Raw genomic sequence first — 18,238 nt, forward strand, 5'->3', positions numbered from 1 at the left:
CTGTCGGGGTATCTTCTGTTGTTGTGTTTACATCATTATCAACTATCGGTGCATCATTTAATGGTGTTACTGTAATTGTAATATTAGCTGGGTTTGACAACAATCCATCATCGTCTAATACTGTATAAGGTATGGTTGCCGCACCATTAAAATTAGCATTTGGTGTAAAAGTTACAACTCCTAATGGACTTACTGACCAATTCCCCTCTGGTGAAGTAAATGTGGTTTGTTGTCCTAATGTTGATGGATCTAAGTCAACTGTTGACACATCTACTGTTCCATCAGCATCTGTATCATTCGTTGTAACATTTACTGTTGCTGCAACTCCATCCTCTAGCATCGTTGCTGAATCATCATTCGCTACTGGTGGATTATTAACCGTCAATATCCCAAAACTTGAAGTTAAATTAGTACACGCATATGTAGTCTCTGTTATTAAAGCTCTATATCTATATGTATTGTATACAAATGGAACACCTGTTAAAGTCAGTGATGATGATGTAGCACCTGAATAAACACCACCATTGGTAACATTTCCCCAAGTTAAACCTCCATCAATACTTTGTTGCCATTGATATTGAGCAACACCACTTCCACCTGAAGCTACAGTAGTAAATATAACATTTCCTCCAGTAGTTACAGATTGATCAACTGGTTGTGTCGTAACCGAACTTGAAGAACCTGCAACTATTGCATTTGCATAACTACCCGTATAAGTTGCAGCAGGCAAATTTACTCTACCATTAGCCAAAGTTGGCGCGATAGCACCCCCTGTTTGACCAAATTGCTGACCTGCAACTGCACTTGTATTATTATTATAGTATTCATTTGAATCTGAACAACCATCATTATCAGAATCTAAATCAAACTGATTAATAATCCCATCCAAATCAGTGTCATATCGATCATCAATACCATCAAAATCTGTATCAACAAATCCTGCTGCTTGAGGATCAATATAATTAGGCACTCCATCAGTATCAGCATCAGCCATTGGATCTGGCAATGCTCCGTATTCAACTGTGTCATTTATACCGTCATTATCATCATCAAGATCAACACTGTCAGATTTACCATCACCATCATTATCACAAGTAGGTAAAATCATTGCTTGAGGAGCAGATGACACATCTACAGAGTAAAACCAAGTATTCATAATTCTTGAATTACCATAATCATTATATAGATTTGTAATATCTAATGAACCTTGACCAGCTGTTGTGGTAGCAGGAGTTGTTGTTGTAGGGTTTGGACCATCCCAAGCATGTGTTGGCCCAAAAAATCCTTCATAAAGCCCTGTAGAACTAACTCCTCCAGAAGTTGTATTAGCATTTCCGTTTGGACTCGCTCCAAAAGCAGTGATTGCCGTATCATCCCAATATAATTTTCTAGAACCAATATTTGGAAAAACAGATATAATTGATAGCCCTTCGGTATTCAACTCAGCATCAACCATTGGTACATTCGTTCTACCTTGAAATATTGTAACTGTAACTTGAGCAGTAAATGATGGAGGAACAACTGCACCTAAACCATCTACCCCATCCCAAGCCGCAATATTACTTCCTGCAGACATACCATAAGCCTCCAAAATCCTATCCGTAGTTGCTGGTTGATAGCCTGGAGTTCCATTTAAATCAATTAATACAGCAAAATCTCCAGGTTGATCAGAATAATAAGGAATATAATAAGCTCCTGGACATCCATATATATTAGATGTAAAAGCTGGATTTCCTTGAGTTCCATTAGGAAATGCAGCAACATCTGGACGCCTCAAAAACACCTTATAACCAGAAGGTGTTGCTGGATAGGTTATCGTATTTGGCGCAGTAAAATTACCATTTCTAGACCTTCTATCGTTGGCAAAATTTGATGTTGAAGCAACACCCTCATAATTCATAGACAATTTGAAACCTAAAGGGCGAAATCCAGGTCGAAACTGAACTTGCATAACAAAATTATCGGGAGTATACGCAAAAAAATCTCCCTCAAAAGAAGATGTTATTGGACAAGGATATCCGTTTAATGTTGCTAAATTAAAATTTGGTGGAACTACAGTTAAGTCTGTGGTAACAAAACTCCATTCTTTACACCATAATCTACCTGGTATAGGTGTTGTACCATTAGCTACAGTAAAATCAAAAAAAGGATATGTTGAATTTGCCGAATCAAAAGTAGATCCTCCTGTAGCACTAGTGTACACTTCAATTATATAGTCCCCATTCATGGTTGGATTTACAGTTGGAGTTCCCGCTGTATTTGCATTATCTAAAAAAGGAGTATATCCTGCAGGATTAGAACCAAAAATATTCGGCCCATTCCAAGCCTTATTATAATTCTCAATAAAACCGTTTCCAATATTAGCCGGAATAACTCTTTGAAAAACAACAGCACCCAATGGATCAGTTATTCTCAAATAAGCGTTATCGATAATTGTTGTATTAGCATTTTGGAAGTTTCTAGCCATCAAACCAGCATAGATATTTTCCACAGTGTGATCAACAATAGTTACTTTCATTTTGGAATCAGCGGGACTTCCTGGTCTAGAACCTTGCGCAGCTGTTATCAAGAGAGCTGTTCCATTTGCATTTGCAGCTCCCAATCCATTACCAGGCGACACTTGTCGTGTACCTTCCTGAGCATAAAAATTAAAAGCTAAAAGTGCAAAAAATAAAACTAGAAAAAGATTTTTAGTTTTCAAATTAGTGTAAGTAAAATTTTGCATACTTGTGTATGATTTGGTTATATAAAATTGCAAAATAGAAGAATATTCAGATAAATGAACACACTTCAGCAAGCAAATGTATAAAAAAAAAAAAATAAAAGTTTATGTTTTTATTACATTTTTATTATTATACCAAATACTACAAATAAAACTTAACAAATTATATTTAAAATAATTGCGAAACAAAAATCAAAAAGCCCAATCAAAATGATTGAGCTTTAATTTATAAAAAACTATTATTATTTAATCTTCAGCAGCAATTGCCGTTTTAGAAGATTGAGAATCGAATTTTGACTTAATTGGCAATGAAACTGCTACACCTCTAGTGTTTACCATTGTCATGTTAAGCGTATCAAGAGCCAACATTTTTTTAGACACAAATCCATCAAAATTGTTGTATGAAATATTCATTTCTTTCAAAGCTGTTAGTTTTTCTAACTCATATGGAATTTGACCATAAAAACTATTATCAAATAAGCTTAAATGCTCTAAAGATGACATGCTTCCAATTGCTTTATCAAGGCTTCCAGAAAAATTATTACTATTTAAAAGTAATATTTTCAAAGATTTCATTGCATAAATTGATTTTGGAATTTTACCCTCAAATGAATTGTTATATAAAGATAAAGTTGTTAATTTTTTAAGACTTCCAATTTCAGACGGTAATTTACCTGAAAGATTATTCATAAACAACTCAAGAGAATGAAGGTTTTTAAGATTTCCAACAGAAAAAGGAATTTTACCTTTTAGCTGATTGAAAGACAGATTTAACAATCTCAAGTTAGTTAAATTTCCAATTTCGAATGGTATAACGCCGGACAATTGATTTTTAAACAAGTTTAATTTTGCTAAATTTGTCAAAGTAGTAATCGAAGCTGGGATTTCACCAACAAGGTTATTGTCAGAAAGGTTGATTTCAACCACTTTATCATTTTTGATTTTTACACCATACCAAGAAGTTTCGTCTTGTTTCAAATCCCACTTATTGGTCCAATTAGCACCATTGGTAGTTGAATATAATTTTAGTAATGCTTCTTTTTCTGTTTTAGAAATTTTTGCATTCATTGATAATGTCACAAAGAATACAAATGCTAGGGTAGAGATAGTTTTCATAGTAGTAGGTTTTAAATTTTTATAAATGGGTTTTGTTATTTGGGTTATGTAAAACTACAAATAAATATCGTTTATAAACAAATAAAATCGATGAAATACATTTTTTTTTAATTTATTTATAATTTTACTTACAATAAAACAAAAATAATCATCTTTTCAATTAAATATTTATATTTGTATCACTAACCTTTAAAACTATAAACTATGAACATTAATTTTTTAGCATTATTACTTGCTGCGGTTTCAACTCTAGCAGTTGGATTTGTTTGGTATAATCCAAAAGTATTTGGTAACATCTGGATGAAAGAAGCTGGAATAAAAGAAGAAGACGCAAAAGGCGTAAATATGATTGCTGTTTTCGGCATGTCAATTTTCTATGCTTTCTTGATTTCTTTCATTTTACAGTTTTTAGTTATTCATCAATATGGTGCAATTGGAATGATTGGTGGTGATCCATCTAAAGCGCTACCATCTTACACAGCATTTTTTGCTGACTACGGAACAGCTTTTAGAACCTTTAAACATGGAGCATTACATGGATTCATGACTGGTTTATTTTTTGCTTTACCAGTGATTGGAGTTGGAGCTTTGTATGAAAGAAGAAGCTGGAAATATGTATTAATAGCTGGTGGATATTGGGTAGTTTCGTGTATGATTATGGGCGGAATTATCTGTGCAATGCAATAATTTAACATTTAATTATATAGTAATCGCTCTACTTTTGTGGAGCGATTTTTTTATTTTGGAACAACTCACATTTAAAATTTACAACACCGTTGCTTCACTTCCAAAAACTTGGAATGCTGTTGCAATTTCAAATGTTTTTCTGCAAACACATTATTTACAGGTACTTGAAGATTCTGCTCCTGTAAATATGGAGTGTTTTTATATTGGGATTTTTGAAAAAGAAACCTTAATTGGCGTTGCTCTTGCTCAATATCTTGACTTAAATAAACTAGAATCGTTTGGCGAAAGAGACAAATGTTTTAAGACATTTATTCGGAATTTAATTTTCAAAAATTTTGCTTCTCATACTTTATTTATGGGAAACAATATGATAACAGGTCAGAATGGTTATGTTTTTTCTAAGGAAATTGGTTTTAAAGAATTAAGTACCATTTTACTTCAAAGTGCTGCAAAAATCACAACCTATTTCAAGAACAAAGACATAAAAATTCATTTAGTTTCGTTTAAAGATTTTTATGAAAATTGTTCGGTTGAGTTGAAGAAACATGCTTTCAAAAATGTGTATGAATTTAATACACAACCCAATATGATTTTTTATCTTGATGAAAATTGGAAAAAAGAAGCAGATTATGTTGCCGCATTTTCAAAAAAATACCGTGACCAATACAAACGCGCTCACAAAAAATTTGATGGAATAATTGTAAAGAATTTATCGCTTGATGAGATTATTGAGCATGAAAAGACCATTTATGATTTATACCATTATGTAGCTCAAAATGCGCCATTTAATACTTTTTTCTTGTCGGAAAACCATTTTTCGACCATGAAGAAACAATGTTTAGATCATTTTTTGATTTATGGTTATTTCTTAGAAGGAAAACTGGTTGGCTTTCATACAATGCTATTGAATGGAACGGTTTTAGAAACCTACTTTTTAGGTTATGATGCAAAAGTTCAAAAAGAAAACATGTTGTATTTGAACATGTTATACAATATGACAGCCTACGGAATTGAAAATGGTTATAAAAAAATAATTTTTGGAAGAACAGCTTTAGAAATTAAGAGTTCTATAGGAGCTATTCCTGTAAATATGTCTGGCTTTATTTACCACAACAATAAGTTTATTGACAACTATATTGGACAAATATTCAAAAAATTGGAGCCAACACTTCATTGGCAGCAAAGAAATCCTTTTAAGTAAAAAATCGATTTTAAGGCGTTTTAAGAAACTTTAAAGCGTTTTCGATAATAATTATCTCAATAATTTTTTTTTCATTTAAATCAAACGCAAGAAAGCCGTTTTTAATAGAAAAAAATTATAAGATTTTCAGAATAATAAGAAATAATTATTCTTTCGTTTTGGAAATTTATTTATGATTTTCCTTTCAAAAAAGGATTTTGACTTACAACCGAAATTTTGTTAGAAGTTATACGAACTAGCCCTGATAGAAATGAAAAGCCTTTTCTTTGGGTTGCTATTTTTTTCTTGCTTAAAAAGAGCGACCAACGGAAGCTCCTTTTTGAGTTAGAAAAAAAGCAACGCAGAGAAAAGCTTGTAATGTATAGCAGGAATAGCTCCTTATTAAAAAATTAGAAAAACTATAAACTGTCTATTTCTTCTTGTACGGTTTCCCAATCTTCGAGGAGTTTGTCTAATTCTTGCTTTTTCTTGTTGTAAGCTATGAAGAAATTGGCGTCTTCTATATGCTTGTCATAGTTGGAAGCCAGTGCTTTATCGTCGTTTTGAATGTCGATTTCGAGTTGTTTGATTTGACTTTCTATTTTGCTAAGACGATTTTGAAGTGACTTGCTTTTCTTTTGATCTTCGTACGAAACTTTGTTGCTTTCCTTAGGTTCCTCTTTTTTGGCAATGTCTTTTTTCTCAACTTCGCGCATGTTTTCGAGATTGCGTTGTTCTAAGAAATAATTGATATCGCCAAGGTATTCTTTGATTTTTTGATCTTTGAATTCGTACACAATATTGGACATTCCTTGAAGGAAATCTCTATCGTGCGAAACCAACAAAAGTGTTCCTTCGTACTTTTGCAAAGCAGCTTTTAGGACATTTTTGGACTTTATATCTAAGTGATTTGTCGGCTCATCCATCACCAAAACATTGATTGGTTGCAACAATAATTTACACAAAGCCAATCGATTACGCTCGCCACCCGATAAAACTTTCACTTTTTTGTCTACATCGTCACCTCGAAAAAGAAACGAACCCAACATATCACGAACCTTTGAACGATTGGTATCCGTTGCAGCATTTTCCATAGTTTCGAGCAGTGTGATTTCACCATCGAGATATTCGGCTTGATTTTGTGCAAAATAACCAACTTGCACATTGTGACCTAGTTTGATTGAACCTTGAAATTCAAATTCGTTGACAATTGCCTTGATAAACGTTGATTTTCCTTGTCCGTTTTGACCCACGAAAGCGATTTTGCTTCCACGCTCAACCAACAAAGAAATATCTTTTAGTATTACTTTATCTCCATAAGCTTTGGTAACATTTTCAGCTTCAATCACAACTTTACCAGGCACTTTTGAAACAGGAAACGAAATATTCATAACCGAATTGTCGTCTTCATCGACTTCAATTCGTTCTACTTTATCTAATTTTTTAATTAAGGATTGCGCCATCGAAGCTTTGGATGCTTTAGCACGAAATTTCTCAATTAACTTTTCAGTTTCTTCAATTTTCTTGGCTTGATTTTTTTGTGTTGCCAATTGTTTTTCACGGATTTCGTGACGTAATTCTAGATATTGAGAATACGGTTTGTTGAAATCATAGGCTTTGCCAAGAGAAATTTCGATAGTTCTGTTGGTTACGTTATCCAAAAACATTTTATCATGCGAAACTATCACAACAACACCAGGATAATTACGCAAGAAATTTTCAAGCCAAATGATACTTTCAATATCCAAGTGATTGGTTGGCTCATCAAGAAGCAAAATATCGTTTGATTGCAAAAGCAATTTAGCCAATTCAATACGCATACGCCATCCACCAGAAAAAGTTTCGGTCTGATTATCAAAAACTTGACGTTTGAAACCTAATCCGAGAAGAATCTTTTCGGTATCACCAACATAATTGTAACCGCCATGAAGTTCGAAACGATGTGTGTAATCAGATAAATCTTCAATGATTTGTGAATATTCTTCACTTTCATAATCAGTTCTAGTAACCAATTGATGATTGATTTCTTCTAATTTTTTTTCAATTTCTTTAATTTCTGTAAAAGCTTGGTACGCTTCTTCAAGAACAGTTCGTCCTTGTTCAAAGTCGATATCTTGACGAAGAAACCCAATTCTGACTTCTTTTTCGGTAGCAATACTTCCAGAATCTGGTTTGAAATCACCTGCTAAAATTTTAAGCATGGTTGATTTTCCTGCGCCATTTTTTCCGACAAGTCCTACACTATCGCCTGCTCCCATTCGAAAAGTTACTTCTTCAAAAAGATAAGTTCCACCAAAAGAAATCGATAAATTATGTATGTTTAGCATTTATTATGTTTATGAGTTTAAAAGTTTAAGGGTTTAAATTTAAACCCTAGACTCTTATTTATTTTTGATTATTGTAATATTTGTTACATTAGTAAAACTACAAAGACGTACCTTTACAGAAATTTTTTTGCAAATGTTAAAAAAAGGATCCAAATTATATAGCATTTTAACAGGAACTTGTCCTAAATGTCAAAATGAAAGTATGTATGTGGATAAAAACCCATACAATCTCAAGAATTTATACAAAATGCATGACCATTGTAGCCATTGTAATTTGAAGTACATGATTGAACCAGCCTTTTTTTATGGAGCGATGTATGTGAGTTATGGTTATTCTGTGGCTTTTGGAGTGGCATTTTTTATCATTTCAAAAGTATTTTTAGGCTTAAGTTTAGTTACATCATTTATAGTAATTATTATTGGATTGATACTATTAATGCCTTTTATCGCAAGACTTTCTAGAAATACTTATATTAATATGTTTGTTTCTTATGATAAAGCGAAAGATTAATTTTTCTTTTTAAATCTTTTAATGTCCATTTCAGGTTTTAATTCTTTTCCGTATTCAATATATTCAAAAAGCGCTTTTGCTAAATAAGGTGCTAACATAACACCACGTGTGCCCAAACCATTGAGGATGTGCACATTTTTATGTTCAGAATGCGTACCTAAAAGTGGTCTTCTATCACGAACAGTTGGTCTTATGCCAGCAAAATGCTCAATAATCTCGAAATCACAATTGATAATATCTTTTAGTTTTTCTATTAATTCTTGCTTACCTTCTTCGGTTGGTGTCGTTGTTTTATCTTGCCAATTGTATGTGGCGCCTACTTTGAAATAGTGATTTCCGATTGGAAGAATGAAAACACTTGCGTTTATGATTACATTAAAACACAATTTAGGAGCTTTTATAAGCAAAAGATCACCTTTTGTCCCATCTAGAGGCAAATGATTAAAATATGGATTAGAATGCATTCCAAATCCTTCAGCGAAAACAATATGTTTTGCTTTAAAGTTTTTATATAAAATTAAATCGTCTTCAAACTGAAGTTGATCATATTCAAATGAATCTTCAATTAGTAAAGAATTCGATTTTAGATATTCTCGGAAAGAATCAATAAAGATTGCTGTATCCAAATATCCTGTATACAAAACCTGACCATAATCAAAAGGTGAATCTACTCCATCAAACTTATCCGTTACTAAATTTGCAGATAAAAAAGGAGACAATAGTGGATTATCAGAAGCAGTAAACCAGTTATTTTGCTCTTCAACTGAAAAGAATTTTCTTAAAACTGGCATCTCAAAAAGAAAGTTAGAGTTTAATTTAGATTCGATATTTCTGTAAAAAACATTCAAAAGTTCCAATTGTTCTTTTGCTTCAGGTGTTGCCGTAAATCTTTTTAAAACAACAGGATTATATAAACCCGCAGCAACTTTAGAAGAGTTTTGAGAATTGTTATCAAAAACTAAAATCTTTTTATTGGCATTCAAAATATTTTCTGCAAAAGCAATACCAGCTAAATTACAACCAATAATAATATAATCGACCATAATAAGTAAAATAAAAAACTCTCACTAATAGTGAGAGTTTATAATAAATCTATATTGAAATTAATAATTCCACATATCTTGTTCGAAATCGCGAATTTTAGTTTTAACTCTTTCAGATTCTAGTAATTGGTTTTGAGCATTGTCTTTCATATACTCATCAATTCTTCTATCACCATATACGTTTTCTTCTAAATAAATAACTGCATTAAATCTTCTAGAATTCAACAATCTATCAAAAGAGAAAGGCATTGCTGTATTTCTATCATTAAAAGCATACGCATTATGCAAAACTTCTCTAGCAGCTGGGAAATATATCCAGAATAACTCTATATAATCTTGTTCTTCTTTATCAACTGTATAAACATCAGGAGTAACAGGACATAAACCTAAAAGTCTATATTTTAATTCACCTTGACGTTTGTCAAAATACCAAAAACCTTTTATTTTATAATCAGAAACATTGTAAGCAGTTAAATCAGTCTTTACAATATACTCTGGCGATATAGGTAATCCAGCATTGAATTGCTCTCTACCTGGATCTGTAGTATCTATTCTAGTCAATGAAGCTTCAATATCCTTTAAAGATTTTTTAGTATTAAAATAACTATCAGAATAAACTTCTGTTATTTTACCTTCTTTCATAGCTTTGGTCAAAACATCATACAAAGAACGTCTGTCTTTACCAATGTTTGCGCTATCAACAGGATAGTAATAAGGAAAATTAATTCTTTCATCAAGGTCAATAATTTCCCAAACAGTTTTCCCCATCAATACATCTCTATCATGAACATATCCATAAGGTAGTGGATTGTCATTATCAGATTTTAACTGAGCCTCTGTTTTTTTACCAATTTCGTCAGGCGTTTTTGCATTAAGCAAATTCGATTGAGCGAAAGATAAACTACCAAATGTTAAAGCAAGAGCTATTACTAAATTTTTAATTTTCATCTTTATAAGAATTGTAGGTTATTTAAGTAAACGTAATACTTAAATTATTATTGTATTTCGTAAATTACTGGAGCAGTTCTTGGCAACATATAGCTACCAGCACCTTCCAATTTAGTTTTAATTTCTGAAATCGTTACTTGATCTCCTTTACTAGCTCTAGACAAAACAGCTTTACATGCAGCATTCAATTTACTCCCTTGAACAACTACTGTTGGTTGACCAGAAACTTTAAGGTTAAAACCAACAACACTTAATCCAACTTCAAAATCGAAATCAACTAATTTTGCTCCAACAGTAGAAACTTCTAAACTTGATTTAGGACCTTTAACAGTTCCCATTTCACCTCTAATTGTTCCCATTGGACCAGGAATACCTTTAATTCTGAAAACTTTACTATCAGAAACAATTTGACCATTTGGCAATTTACCGGTAACTGTGATTTTAGCTTCAGTACCAGCACCAGGACTCATTTTATACTTCCCTTTTCCTCCAGCTGGAGATAATCCAGGACCAGAAGCAGTAACTTTATCTTCACCAATACCGGCAAATGATACAGAGATTGGATTCACAACACCACGGTAAACAACATTCATTTTATCAGCTGAGATTGTTGCCGAATTTGGTCTTGGAACTACAACATATTTACCTTCGAAAGGCAATGGAATTGTTTCACCGTCTTGAACAAAAGTAAATTTACCATTTATTGATTGTTCTCCAACAGCACCAGCAGTCATAGAAATAATAGCTTGCCCATTAACAATTTTACCAGGACCTTGAAAAGAAGTAGGCTTAGTATTAGCATCATATTTACCTAACACAACTTTACCTGTAACTTGTTCTCCTTGAAAGTAAGCACTTTTATCTAAAACAACCATTGCAGTAAAATTCTTCATAGAAGAAGCCTCAACAGCAGCCTTACCTAATAAAATACTAAAAACATCAGCTTCAGCTTTCTTAACATCATTCTGAAATGATGTTAGTTTTGCAAGAGAAGCAATCGAAGGAAAACCTTTAAAATGATAATCTAAATATTTAATAGATACACCTTCACTGTTTTTAACATCTGTAGTCTTGAATTTTGTTGTAATTTCTGAAAGAACTCCACTCAATTTAGAATTACTTCCAATCACAGTTTTCATATCAGCAACATATTTATTAAAATTATTAACAAATTCTGTTCCTTTAGCAGTATATCCTTCACCTTTAAAGAACATTTGATCAATAACGTCAGCTTTGTCCATGGCCTCGTAAGGCATTTTCCCAGTAGTTTTATCTACTTCAACACTTTTTGTTATCTCAGATTTAACAGACCCAACGTAATCGTAAAAACTTTTAGATATAGCCGAAATCTTTTTTGCATCAGCAGCAGCTTGAGCAAAGTGAGCATCCTCTCCTGCTTTTTTCTCTAAAGCAGCAAGCATGCCATTATTTGTTGTCTCTGCTGAAACATTTGCCGCATCAAATTTTTCATTCATTAATCCAAAAGCCGACAAAACTTCTTTGGACATATTCATTGCTAACATTGCGATGAAAACCAAGTACATCAGGTTAATCATCTTCTGTCTAGGGGTTAATTTTCCTCCTGCCATTTTTTCTAATTATTTGTTTAGTTATTTAATTTAAAAATGTAGTAAGATACTAATTCCCTTTGTTACTCATTGCAGAAAGCATACCACCATAAACATTATTCAATGAAGATAAGTTAGATGTTAATGACTGCATTTGATCTTTTAATTTCAAGTTATTTTCAGCAACTTCATTATTTATTTGAGCATTTCTTGAAGCGCTTTCTAATTGTACTTTATATAAACTGTTTAATGATTCCATTTGAGCAGCAGCTGTTGTTAATTCTTCAGCGTATTTTCTTTGTCCTGCAATAGAATCAACTGTTGGAGAGATTGCTTTTGCAGCTCCTTCAAAGTTTTTGATACTATTACCTAAACTTGACATTAATTCACCGTCAATTTTAGCTTCTTTCAACATTGCGTCTAATTTTTGAGACAACAATCCTTGTGCGTCTTTAGCCTCTTCAACTTTAGATGTTTTCTTTTTAGCTTCACCACCTGCTAATTCTGGGTATACTAATGACCAGTCTAATTCGTTATCTACAGGCTCAAAAGCCGATAAAGCAAAGATTAAAGCTTCAGTCAAAAGACCAATTGAAAGCATTAAAGTTCCTGTTAAAGGACCCAACTCAAAGTGTGTAATTTTGAATAATGCTCCAACGATTACAACCGCAGCTCCCATACCGTATGCAAAGTTCATTGCTTTTTTGCTTAATAATGCCATAATAATAATTTTTTTTAGTTAGTTAATTTAGGTTTGTTAATATAAAATTATTTTCTTTTTTTAGGAGAGGTAATATTTGTACCCATGTAATCTTGTACAGTTCTGAAGCCGATATAACTTCTAGCCGTATCTTGGTATTCAAAATCTCTTGTACTCACTTGCAACATATAAGCTACATCTTTCCAAGAACCTCCACGAACAACTTTACGTTGATTTTTATTATCTAATACATTTGGATTCATTGTTGAAACATACTCATATGCACTTGCATCATAAGCAGAATCAGTCCATTCGGCTACATTACCAGCCATATTGTAAAGGTTATAGCCATTTGGATCATATGATTTTGCTTCAACTGTATATAAAGCATTATCACCAGCATAATCTCCTCTATTAGGTTTGAAGTTAGCTAAGAAACAACCTCTATCATTCTTAGTATAAGGACCACCCCATGGATAAGCTCCTGATTCTAAACCACCTCTAGCGGCATATTCCCATTCTGCTTCAGTTGGCAATCTGAAAGAATTAATTAAATCCCTACCTTTAGTTTTTTTAACATAAGTGTTTTTCTTTAGCGTTCTCCAAGCACAAAATGCTTTAGCTTGAGTCCATTTAACACCAACCACTGGATAATCACCGTATGCTTGATGCCATAAATAGTCATTATGCATTGGTTCATTGTATGAATAAGAGAAATCCTTAATCCAAACTGTTGTATCAGGATAAACTTCAACTTGTTCATTTTTAATAAAGTCTTTTCTTTTCCCAACTTTAGCCTTCGCAGCTGCTTGAATATCCATCCAAGAATATCTAAATTTCAATTTAGAAACATCAATAGTTCTTAAACCATTGTATGACTCAGCAATTGGCACATACATACTATCCATAACTTCAACATAGTAAGCATCAGGATATTTAGAAGTATCTGTAGCCAATTTAACTTTTCTATTAAGCTTTCTACCCGCATAAGCATCATCACTAGTACCAACACTGTAATAATTCTCATACATATACTTATCATATGGAGTCATTTTTTCAGGTTCAGCATCATTAAAAGCATAATCACCTATGCTACCGGTAGATTTCCCGCTTTTACCACCAGCACCAGCAGTTCCGCCACCACCAACTTCATCAGCCATGATTGCCAAACGTACACGAATAGTAGAATCTTTAACCCATTCTACGAATTCACGATACTCACTATTAGTGATTTCGGTTTCGTCCATATAAAAAGAACGAACAGTTACTGTTTTAGTTGGAGCGTCACCAATATTAGCCAAATCATCATCTGATTTACCCATAATAAAAGAGCCACCTGGAACAAGAGTCATACCATAAGGTTTCTCTGGATGCCATTTTCTCCCTTTAACTCCTACTAATTCACCTTTATCGCCTGATCCTCCACAACTGACCAAAAGCGCTGAAAATACTGTAAATGCAATGAATTTCTTCATATAAATTTGGGTTTTTTTTGTATTCATATTTTGAGGGCGTAAACCTATTTATTATTTTTTAAAAAAACAATTATTCTAATAAATTTATTTTCACGCACCAAAAGTAGAATTAATTATTAAAACTAAAAAATATTTTATCGATAAAATGCAAAAATTTCCGATAATTGTACAAAAAAAATGTTAAATTACCTTATTTCACAATAGATTAAGAAATTTAATTTTTTATCAAAAAAATATCTAAATCATGTTTTTTCGCTGAAATTTCCACCATCTTTCGGGAAATTCGTGATTACATGCTTGTAAATATTCTTCATAAGAACATGGTAATAACGCTTGTTTTTTTGTTTTATTGTTTGAATTTGAAATTTGTTGCGGAATTTCTAACCACCATCTTTCTGTTTTATTACTTTTATAAAATATTAACTCTTCTTCATCAAATGGGATGATATATCTTAAATAATTTTCTCTACTTCCAAATGGATATTCATTTGAACGATAATTATAACCTTCAATAAAATACCACATTATTTGTGCAATCAAAACAGCTTCATTTTTGCTACTATTATGGTTGAAAATTCCAAATAAAGAAACTTTGTCGCTAATACCTGAATATCTTGCTAAAGCACAAATTTCTTTTCCGTCAAATCCGTTAGGCTGAAAGAAACTGAAATTCCCAGAATCTGATGACTTAACTGACGACAAATCTAAACTTACACAATCTGCATCTCTAAAAACAGGTTCAGCTAATGCTATATTATTAGAAATTTCACCTAATCGATAAGCATCAAAAAACATTTTTTCAATCAAATCGATTTCTTCTTGTGAATTATAATAGGTCTGGAAGCCAACATTTGTATAATTAAACAAATTATTTGGTTCATCGATAACTATCTTAGACAAATAAGATTCTGCCGAAACGGTATCTTCTTGCTTTCCAAAATCAAACTTATTATCAATAGCAACCAAATTTACCATTTGATCTAAATTATCATAGCTCCTATACAAAGCATAAGTCAAATCTTGAGAACCACCTATAATTATAGGTGTAATTTTTCTCTTTATTAATTTAGAAATAATACTTTGTAAGGCGTAATAAGTATCTTCAATTGAATCTCCAGATCTTATATCACCTAAATCAGCAATAGAAGCCATCCAATTACCTGGATAAAGAGAATAGAACTGTTTTCTAACAAAAGTTAAATCAACTTCATCATTCAACTTATTATTTCCTCTATTATCTAAAACGCCAATGATTGCAATCTGAACTTTATCGATATCTGGAAAACTTTCATCCGAATGAAAAACAACTTTACTCGCTAAATGTTGCGAAGAAAGATTTTTTAATTCGATAAGCAAATCGACATCTATTGGCTCAAGAAAATCAAATTCCATTTACTATTTCTTTTTTACTGTAGTTTTTTTGGCTGCTGGTTTCTTTGTAGCTGCTTTTTTTGCTGGTGCTTTTTTAGCAGGCGTTTTCTTCTCAATCATTTCTTGCACTTGCGCCAAGGTTAATTTTGAAGCATCAATATCTTTGCCAAGTTCAATTTTAATTTTCCCTTTTGTAATTTCACTTCTTCCCCAACGGGCTTTTTGAACCAAAATCCCTTCAGCTTCCCAGTTATGAATCACCTTATCAATGTTTTTTTGAAGTTTATCTTCTATTAATTCGGCAACATCTGATTGCGAAAGATTATCAAAATTATATTTCTTGCTAACATTTATGAAAATTCCATTCCATTTAATGAATGGTCCAAAACGACCAGTTCCTTTTTGAACAGGTTCATTTTTATAAATTGCTATTGGAGCATCCGCTTGTTCTTTTTCACTAATTAAACCTTGAGCAGTTTCCAAAGTTACATCCATTGGATCCATTCCTTTTGGTAACGAAATAAATTGTTTACCAAAGCGAACATACGGTCCAAATCGACCATTATTAACTTCAATTTCTTCTCCTTTATATATACCCAAATTTTTTGGAAGTAAAAATAAATTCAAAACATCTTCTAAAGTTATGTTTCCAATATTCTGATCTTGACGTAAACTTGCGAATTGTTTGTTCTCATCATCCGCTTCACCAATCTGAGCCATTGGACCAAATTTTCCTAAACGAACAGAAACCTGTTTTCCTGTTTTTGGATCTTTTCCTAAAATTCTTTCACCACTTTCGCGATCTGCATTTTTTTCAACATCTTGAACATTTGGATGAAAATGTGAATAAAACTCATTCATCATTTTTGACCATTCAATATTTCCTTCGGCTATTTCGTCAAAATCTTGTTCGACTTTTGCAGTGAAATTATAATCTAAAATAGTTTCAAAATTTTTAACCAAGAAATCCGTTACGATTGTACCAATATCAGTTGGAACCAATTTTCCTTTGTCAGAACCTGTATTTTCTTTAAGAATTTTATCGCTAACCTTACCTGATTGCAAAGTCAATTGTGTATATTTTCGTTCTTGACCTTCAAGATTTCCTTTTTCTACATAATTTCTGTTGATAATGGTAGAAATTGTTGGCGCATAAGTTGAAGGACGGCCAATTCCTAATTCTTCAAGTTTTTTTACCAAAGAAGCTTCAGTATATCTTGAAGCAGGTCTAGAATAACGTTCGGTTGCAGTAATATAATGGTTTTGAAGTTTTTCGTTAATCTTTAAGGCTGGCAACATTCCTTCTTGTTCTTCATCATCGTCGTCGTGACCTTCTAAATAAACTTTTAGAAATCCTTCAAACTTTATCACTTCACCAGAAGCTGTAAAAACTTCGCTGTGATTATTAGCTTCAATTTTAACATTTGTTCTTTCTAATTCGGCATCGCTCATTTGAGAAGCTAATGTTCTTTTCCAAATCAAATCATACAAACGTGCTTGATCTCTATCAATATTAACGGTGTGACGAGACATATCTGTTGGACGAATGGCTTCGTGAGCTTCTTGAGCACCCTTACTCTTGTTTGCGAAAGTTCTTGGTTTTGAAAACTCTTTCCCGTAGGATTTTATAATTTCAGCCTGAGCAGCATCAATTGCTTCTTTTGAAAGATTGACACTATCAGTTCTCATATAGGTAATTAACCCAGCTTCGTATAAACGTTGTGCTAACTGCATTGTAATTCCAACTGGCAAGTACAATTTACGAGCCGCTTCTTGTTGCAATGTTGATGTCGTAAATGGTGCTGTTGGCGATTTTTTGGTAGGTTTAGTTTCTAAATCCGCTACCTTATATATAGAACCGATATTTTTATTTAAAAAATCTTCGGCTTCTTTTTTAGTAGAAAAGTTCTTTGGCAATTTAGCTTTGAATGCCTTTCCTGCTTCGTTTACAAATTCTGCAACGACTGAATAACTTGCAACTGCTTTAAAATTTTGGATTTCGCGTTCTCTTTCAACAATTAGTCGAACAGAAACTGATTGTACACGGCCAGCAGAAAGTCCGCCTTTAATTTTTCTCCATAAAACTGGAGATAATTCATATCCAACCAATCTATCTAAAACTCTTCTTGCTTGTTGAGCGTTTACTAAATTATAATCAATTTCGCGTGGATTATCGATTGCTTTTAGAATGGCATTTTTAGTAATTTCGTGAAAAACAATTCTTTTGGTTTTCTTTTTATCTAATTTTAATTCTTCTGACAAATGCCATGAAATAGCTTCTCCTTCTCGATCCTCATCGGATGCTAACCAAACCATATCGGCATTTTTAGCTAACGTTTTCAATTTGCTTACCAGCGCTTTTTTGTCGGGCGAAACTTCATATTTGGGTTTAAATCCGTTTTCAACATCTACTCCAATTTCTTTAGAAGGCAAGTCGGCAATATGTCCGTAACTTGATTCTACTTGATAATCACTTCCAAGAAATTTTTCAATTGTTTTTGCCTTTGCTGGTGACTCTACGATAACTAAATTCTTTGCCATATCACATTTGTTTGTTCGGCAAAAGTAGAAGATTTTTTTAAATATTGTG

The 18,238-nt window shown here is 32.5% G+C and carries 13 protein-coding genes; 3 read left to right on the top strand and 10 right to left on the bottom strand.

Translation table 11 applies throughout. The features are described from left to right. Positions 1 to 2,725, bottom strand: a 2,725-nt coding sequence (locus tag O9267_RS10155) for an Ig-like domain-containing protein (protein ID WP_298178934.1), incomplete at its 3' end; no start/stop codon positions are given. A 243-nt stretch (positions 2,726 to 2,968) separates the two neighbouring features. Beyond that, on the bottom strand, positions 2,969 to 3,838 hold the full coding sequence (locus O9267_RS10160) for a Two component regulator three Y domain protein (protein WP_298178936.1): 870 nt from the start codon (positions 3,836 to 3,838) through the stop codon (positions 2,969 to 2,971). Positions 3,839 to 4,042: 204 nt separating this feature from the next. Between O9267_RS10160 and O9267_RS10165 the strand changes: the two genes are divergently transcribed. Both O9267_RS10165 and O9267_RS10170 read left to right on the top strand, forming a co-directional pair. Then, positions 4,043 to 4,525: a DUF1761 domain-containing protein gene (locus O9267_RS10165; RefSeq protein ID WP_298178938.1), complete on the top strand. Its 483-nt coding sequence runs from the start codon at positions 4,043 to 4,045 to the stop codon at positions 4,523 to 4,525. Positions 4,526 to 4,580: 55 nt separating this feature from the next. Continuing rightward, positions 4,581 to 5,726, top strand: coding sequence for a GNAT family N-acetyltransferase (locus O9267_RS10170; protein ID WP_298178941.1), 1,146 nt, complete (start codon positions 4,581 to 4,583; stop codon positions 5,724 to 5,726). A 398-nt stretch (positions 5,727 to 6,124) separates the two neighbouring features. On the opposite strand, the gene O9267_RS10175 is transcribed toward O9267_RS10170, so the two are convergent. After that, the gene (locus O9267_RS10175) at positions 6,125 to 8,032 is read right to left on the bottom strand and encodes an ATP-binding cassette domain-containing protein (RefSeq protein WP_298178944.1); all 1,908 of its coding nucleotides are present in this window, start codon (positions 8,030 to 8,032) and stop codon (positions 6,125 to 6,127) included. A 133-nt stretch (positions 8,033 to 8,165) separates the two neighbouring features. Between O9267_RS10175 and O9267_RS10180 the strand changes: the two genes are divergently transcribed. After that, the gene (locus O9267_RS10180; protein ID WP_298178946.1) at positions 8,166 to 8,543 is read left to right on the top strand and encodes a DUF983 domain-containing protein; all 378 of its coding nucleotides are present in this window, start codon (positions 8,166 to 8,168) and stop codon (positions 8,541 to 8,543) included. Here O9267_RS10180 and O9267_RS10185 read toward each other — a convergent pair. The 7 genes from O9267_RS10185 to topA all read right to left on the bottom strand — a co-directional run bounded on the left by O9267_RS10185 (position 8,540) and on the right by topA (position 18,189). Continuing rightward, positions 8,540 to 9,586, bottom strand: a complete 1,047-nt coding sequence (locus O9267_RS10185; protein WP_298178948.1) for an FAD-dependent oxidoreductase — start codon at positions 9,584 to 9,586, stop codon at positions 8,540 to 8,542. The two genes, O9267_RS10180 and O9267_RS10185, sit on opposite strands and share 4 nt — an antisense overlap. A 60-nt stretch (positions 9,587 to 9,646) precedes the next feature. Further along, complete coding sequence (gene gldN, locus O9267_RS10190) at positions 9,647 to 10,534, bottom strand: gliding motility protein GldN (protein WP_298178949.1); 888 nt, start codon at positions 10,532 to 10,534, stop codon at positions 9,647 to 9,649. Positions 10,535 to 10,581: 47 nt separating this feature from the next. Then, on the bottom strand, positions 10,582 to 12,123 hold the full coding sequence (gene gldM, locus O9267_RS10195) for a gliding motility protein GldM (RefSeq protein WP_298178951.1): 1,542 nt from the start codon (positions 12,121 to 12,123) through the stop codon (positions 10,582 to 10,584). Positions 12,124 to 12,172: 49 nt separating this feature from the next. Continuing rightward, complete coding sequence (gldL, locus tag O9267_RS10200) at positions 12,173 to 12,823, bottom strand: gliding motility protein GldL (RefSeq protein WP_298178954.1); 651 nt, start codon at positions 12,821 to 12,823, stop codon at positions 12,173 to 12,175. Positions 12,824 to 12,870: 47 nt separating this feature from the next. Next, a complete protein-coding gene (gene gldK / locus O9267_RS10205; protein ID WP_298178956.1) occupies positions 12,871 to 14,277 on the bottom strand; it encodes a gliding motility lipoprotein GldK in 1,407 nt (468 codons plus the stop codon). Positions 14,278 to 14,514: 237 nt separating this feature from the next. After that, positions 14,515 to 15,669, bottom strand: a complete 1,155-nt coding sequence (locus O9267_RS10210) for a formimidoylglutamase (protein ID WP_298178958.1) — start codon at positions 15,667 to 15,669, stop codon at positions 14,515 to 14,517. Positions 15,670 to 15,672: 3 nt separating this feature from the next. After that, the gene (topA, locus tag O9267_RS10215; protein ID WP_298178960.1) at positions 15,673 to 18,189 is read right to left on the bottom strand and encodes a type I DNA topoisomerase; all 2,517 of its coding nucleotides are present in this window, start codon (positions 18,187 to 18,189) and stop codon (positions 15,673 to 15,675) included. Between the last annotated feature and the right edge of the window lie 49 nt (positions 18,190 to 18,238).

It is taken from the genome of Flavobacterium sp., from assembly GCF_027531705.1.
Lineage (GTDB): Bacteria > Bacteroidota > Bacteroidia > Flavobacteriales > Flavobacteriaceae > Flavobacterium.

Bases quoted from the DNA above. Each gene is read 5' to 3' on its own strand.
- O9267_RS10160 (WP_298178936.1), bottom strand. From the start codon at position 3,838: ATGAAAACTATCTCTACCCTAGCATTTGTATTCTTTGTGACATTATCA.
- O9267_RS10165 (WP_298178938.1), top strand. From the start codon at position 4,043: ATGAACATTAATTTTTTAGCATTATTACTTGCTGCGGTTTCAACTCTA.
- O9267_RS10175 (WP_298178944.1), bottom strand. From the start codon at position 8,032: ATGCTAAACATACATAATTTATCGATTTCTTTTGGTGGAACTTATCTT.
- O9267_RS10180 (WP_298178946.1), top strand. From the start codon at position 8,166: ATGTTAAAAAAAGGATCCAAATTATATAGCATTTTAACAGGAACTTGT.
- O9267_RS10185 (WP_298178948.1), bottom strand. From the start codon at position 9,586: ATGGTCGATTATATTATTATTGGTTGTAATTTAGCTGGTATTGCTTTT.
- gldN (WP_298178949.1), bottom strand. From the start codon at position 10,534: ATGAAAATTAAAAATTTAGTAATAGCTCTTGCTTTAACATTTGGTAGT.
- gldM (WP_298178951.1), bottom strand. From the start codon at position 12,123: ATGGCAGGAGGAAAATTAACCCCTAGACAGAAGATGATTAACCTGATG.
- gldL (WP_298178954.1), bottom strand. From the start codon at position 12,823: ATGGCATTATTAAGCAAAAAAGCAATGAACTTTGCATACGGTATGGGA.
- gldK (WP_298178956.1), bottom strand. From the start codon at position 14,277: ATGAAGAAATTCATTGCATTTACAGTATTTTCAGCGCTTTTGGTCAGT.
- O9267_RS10210 (WP_298178958.1), bottom strand. From the start codon at position 15,669: ATGGAATTTGATTTTCTTGAGCCAATAGATGTCGATTTGCTTATCGAA.
- topA (WP_298178960.1), bottom strand. From the start codon at position 18,189: ATGGCAAAGAATTTAGTTATCGTAGAGTCACCAGCAAAGGCAAAAACA.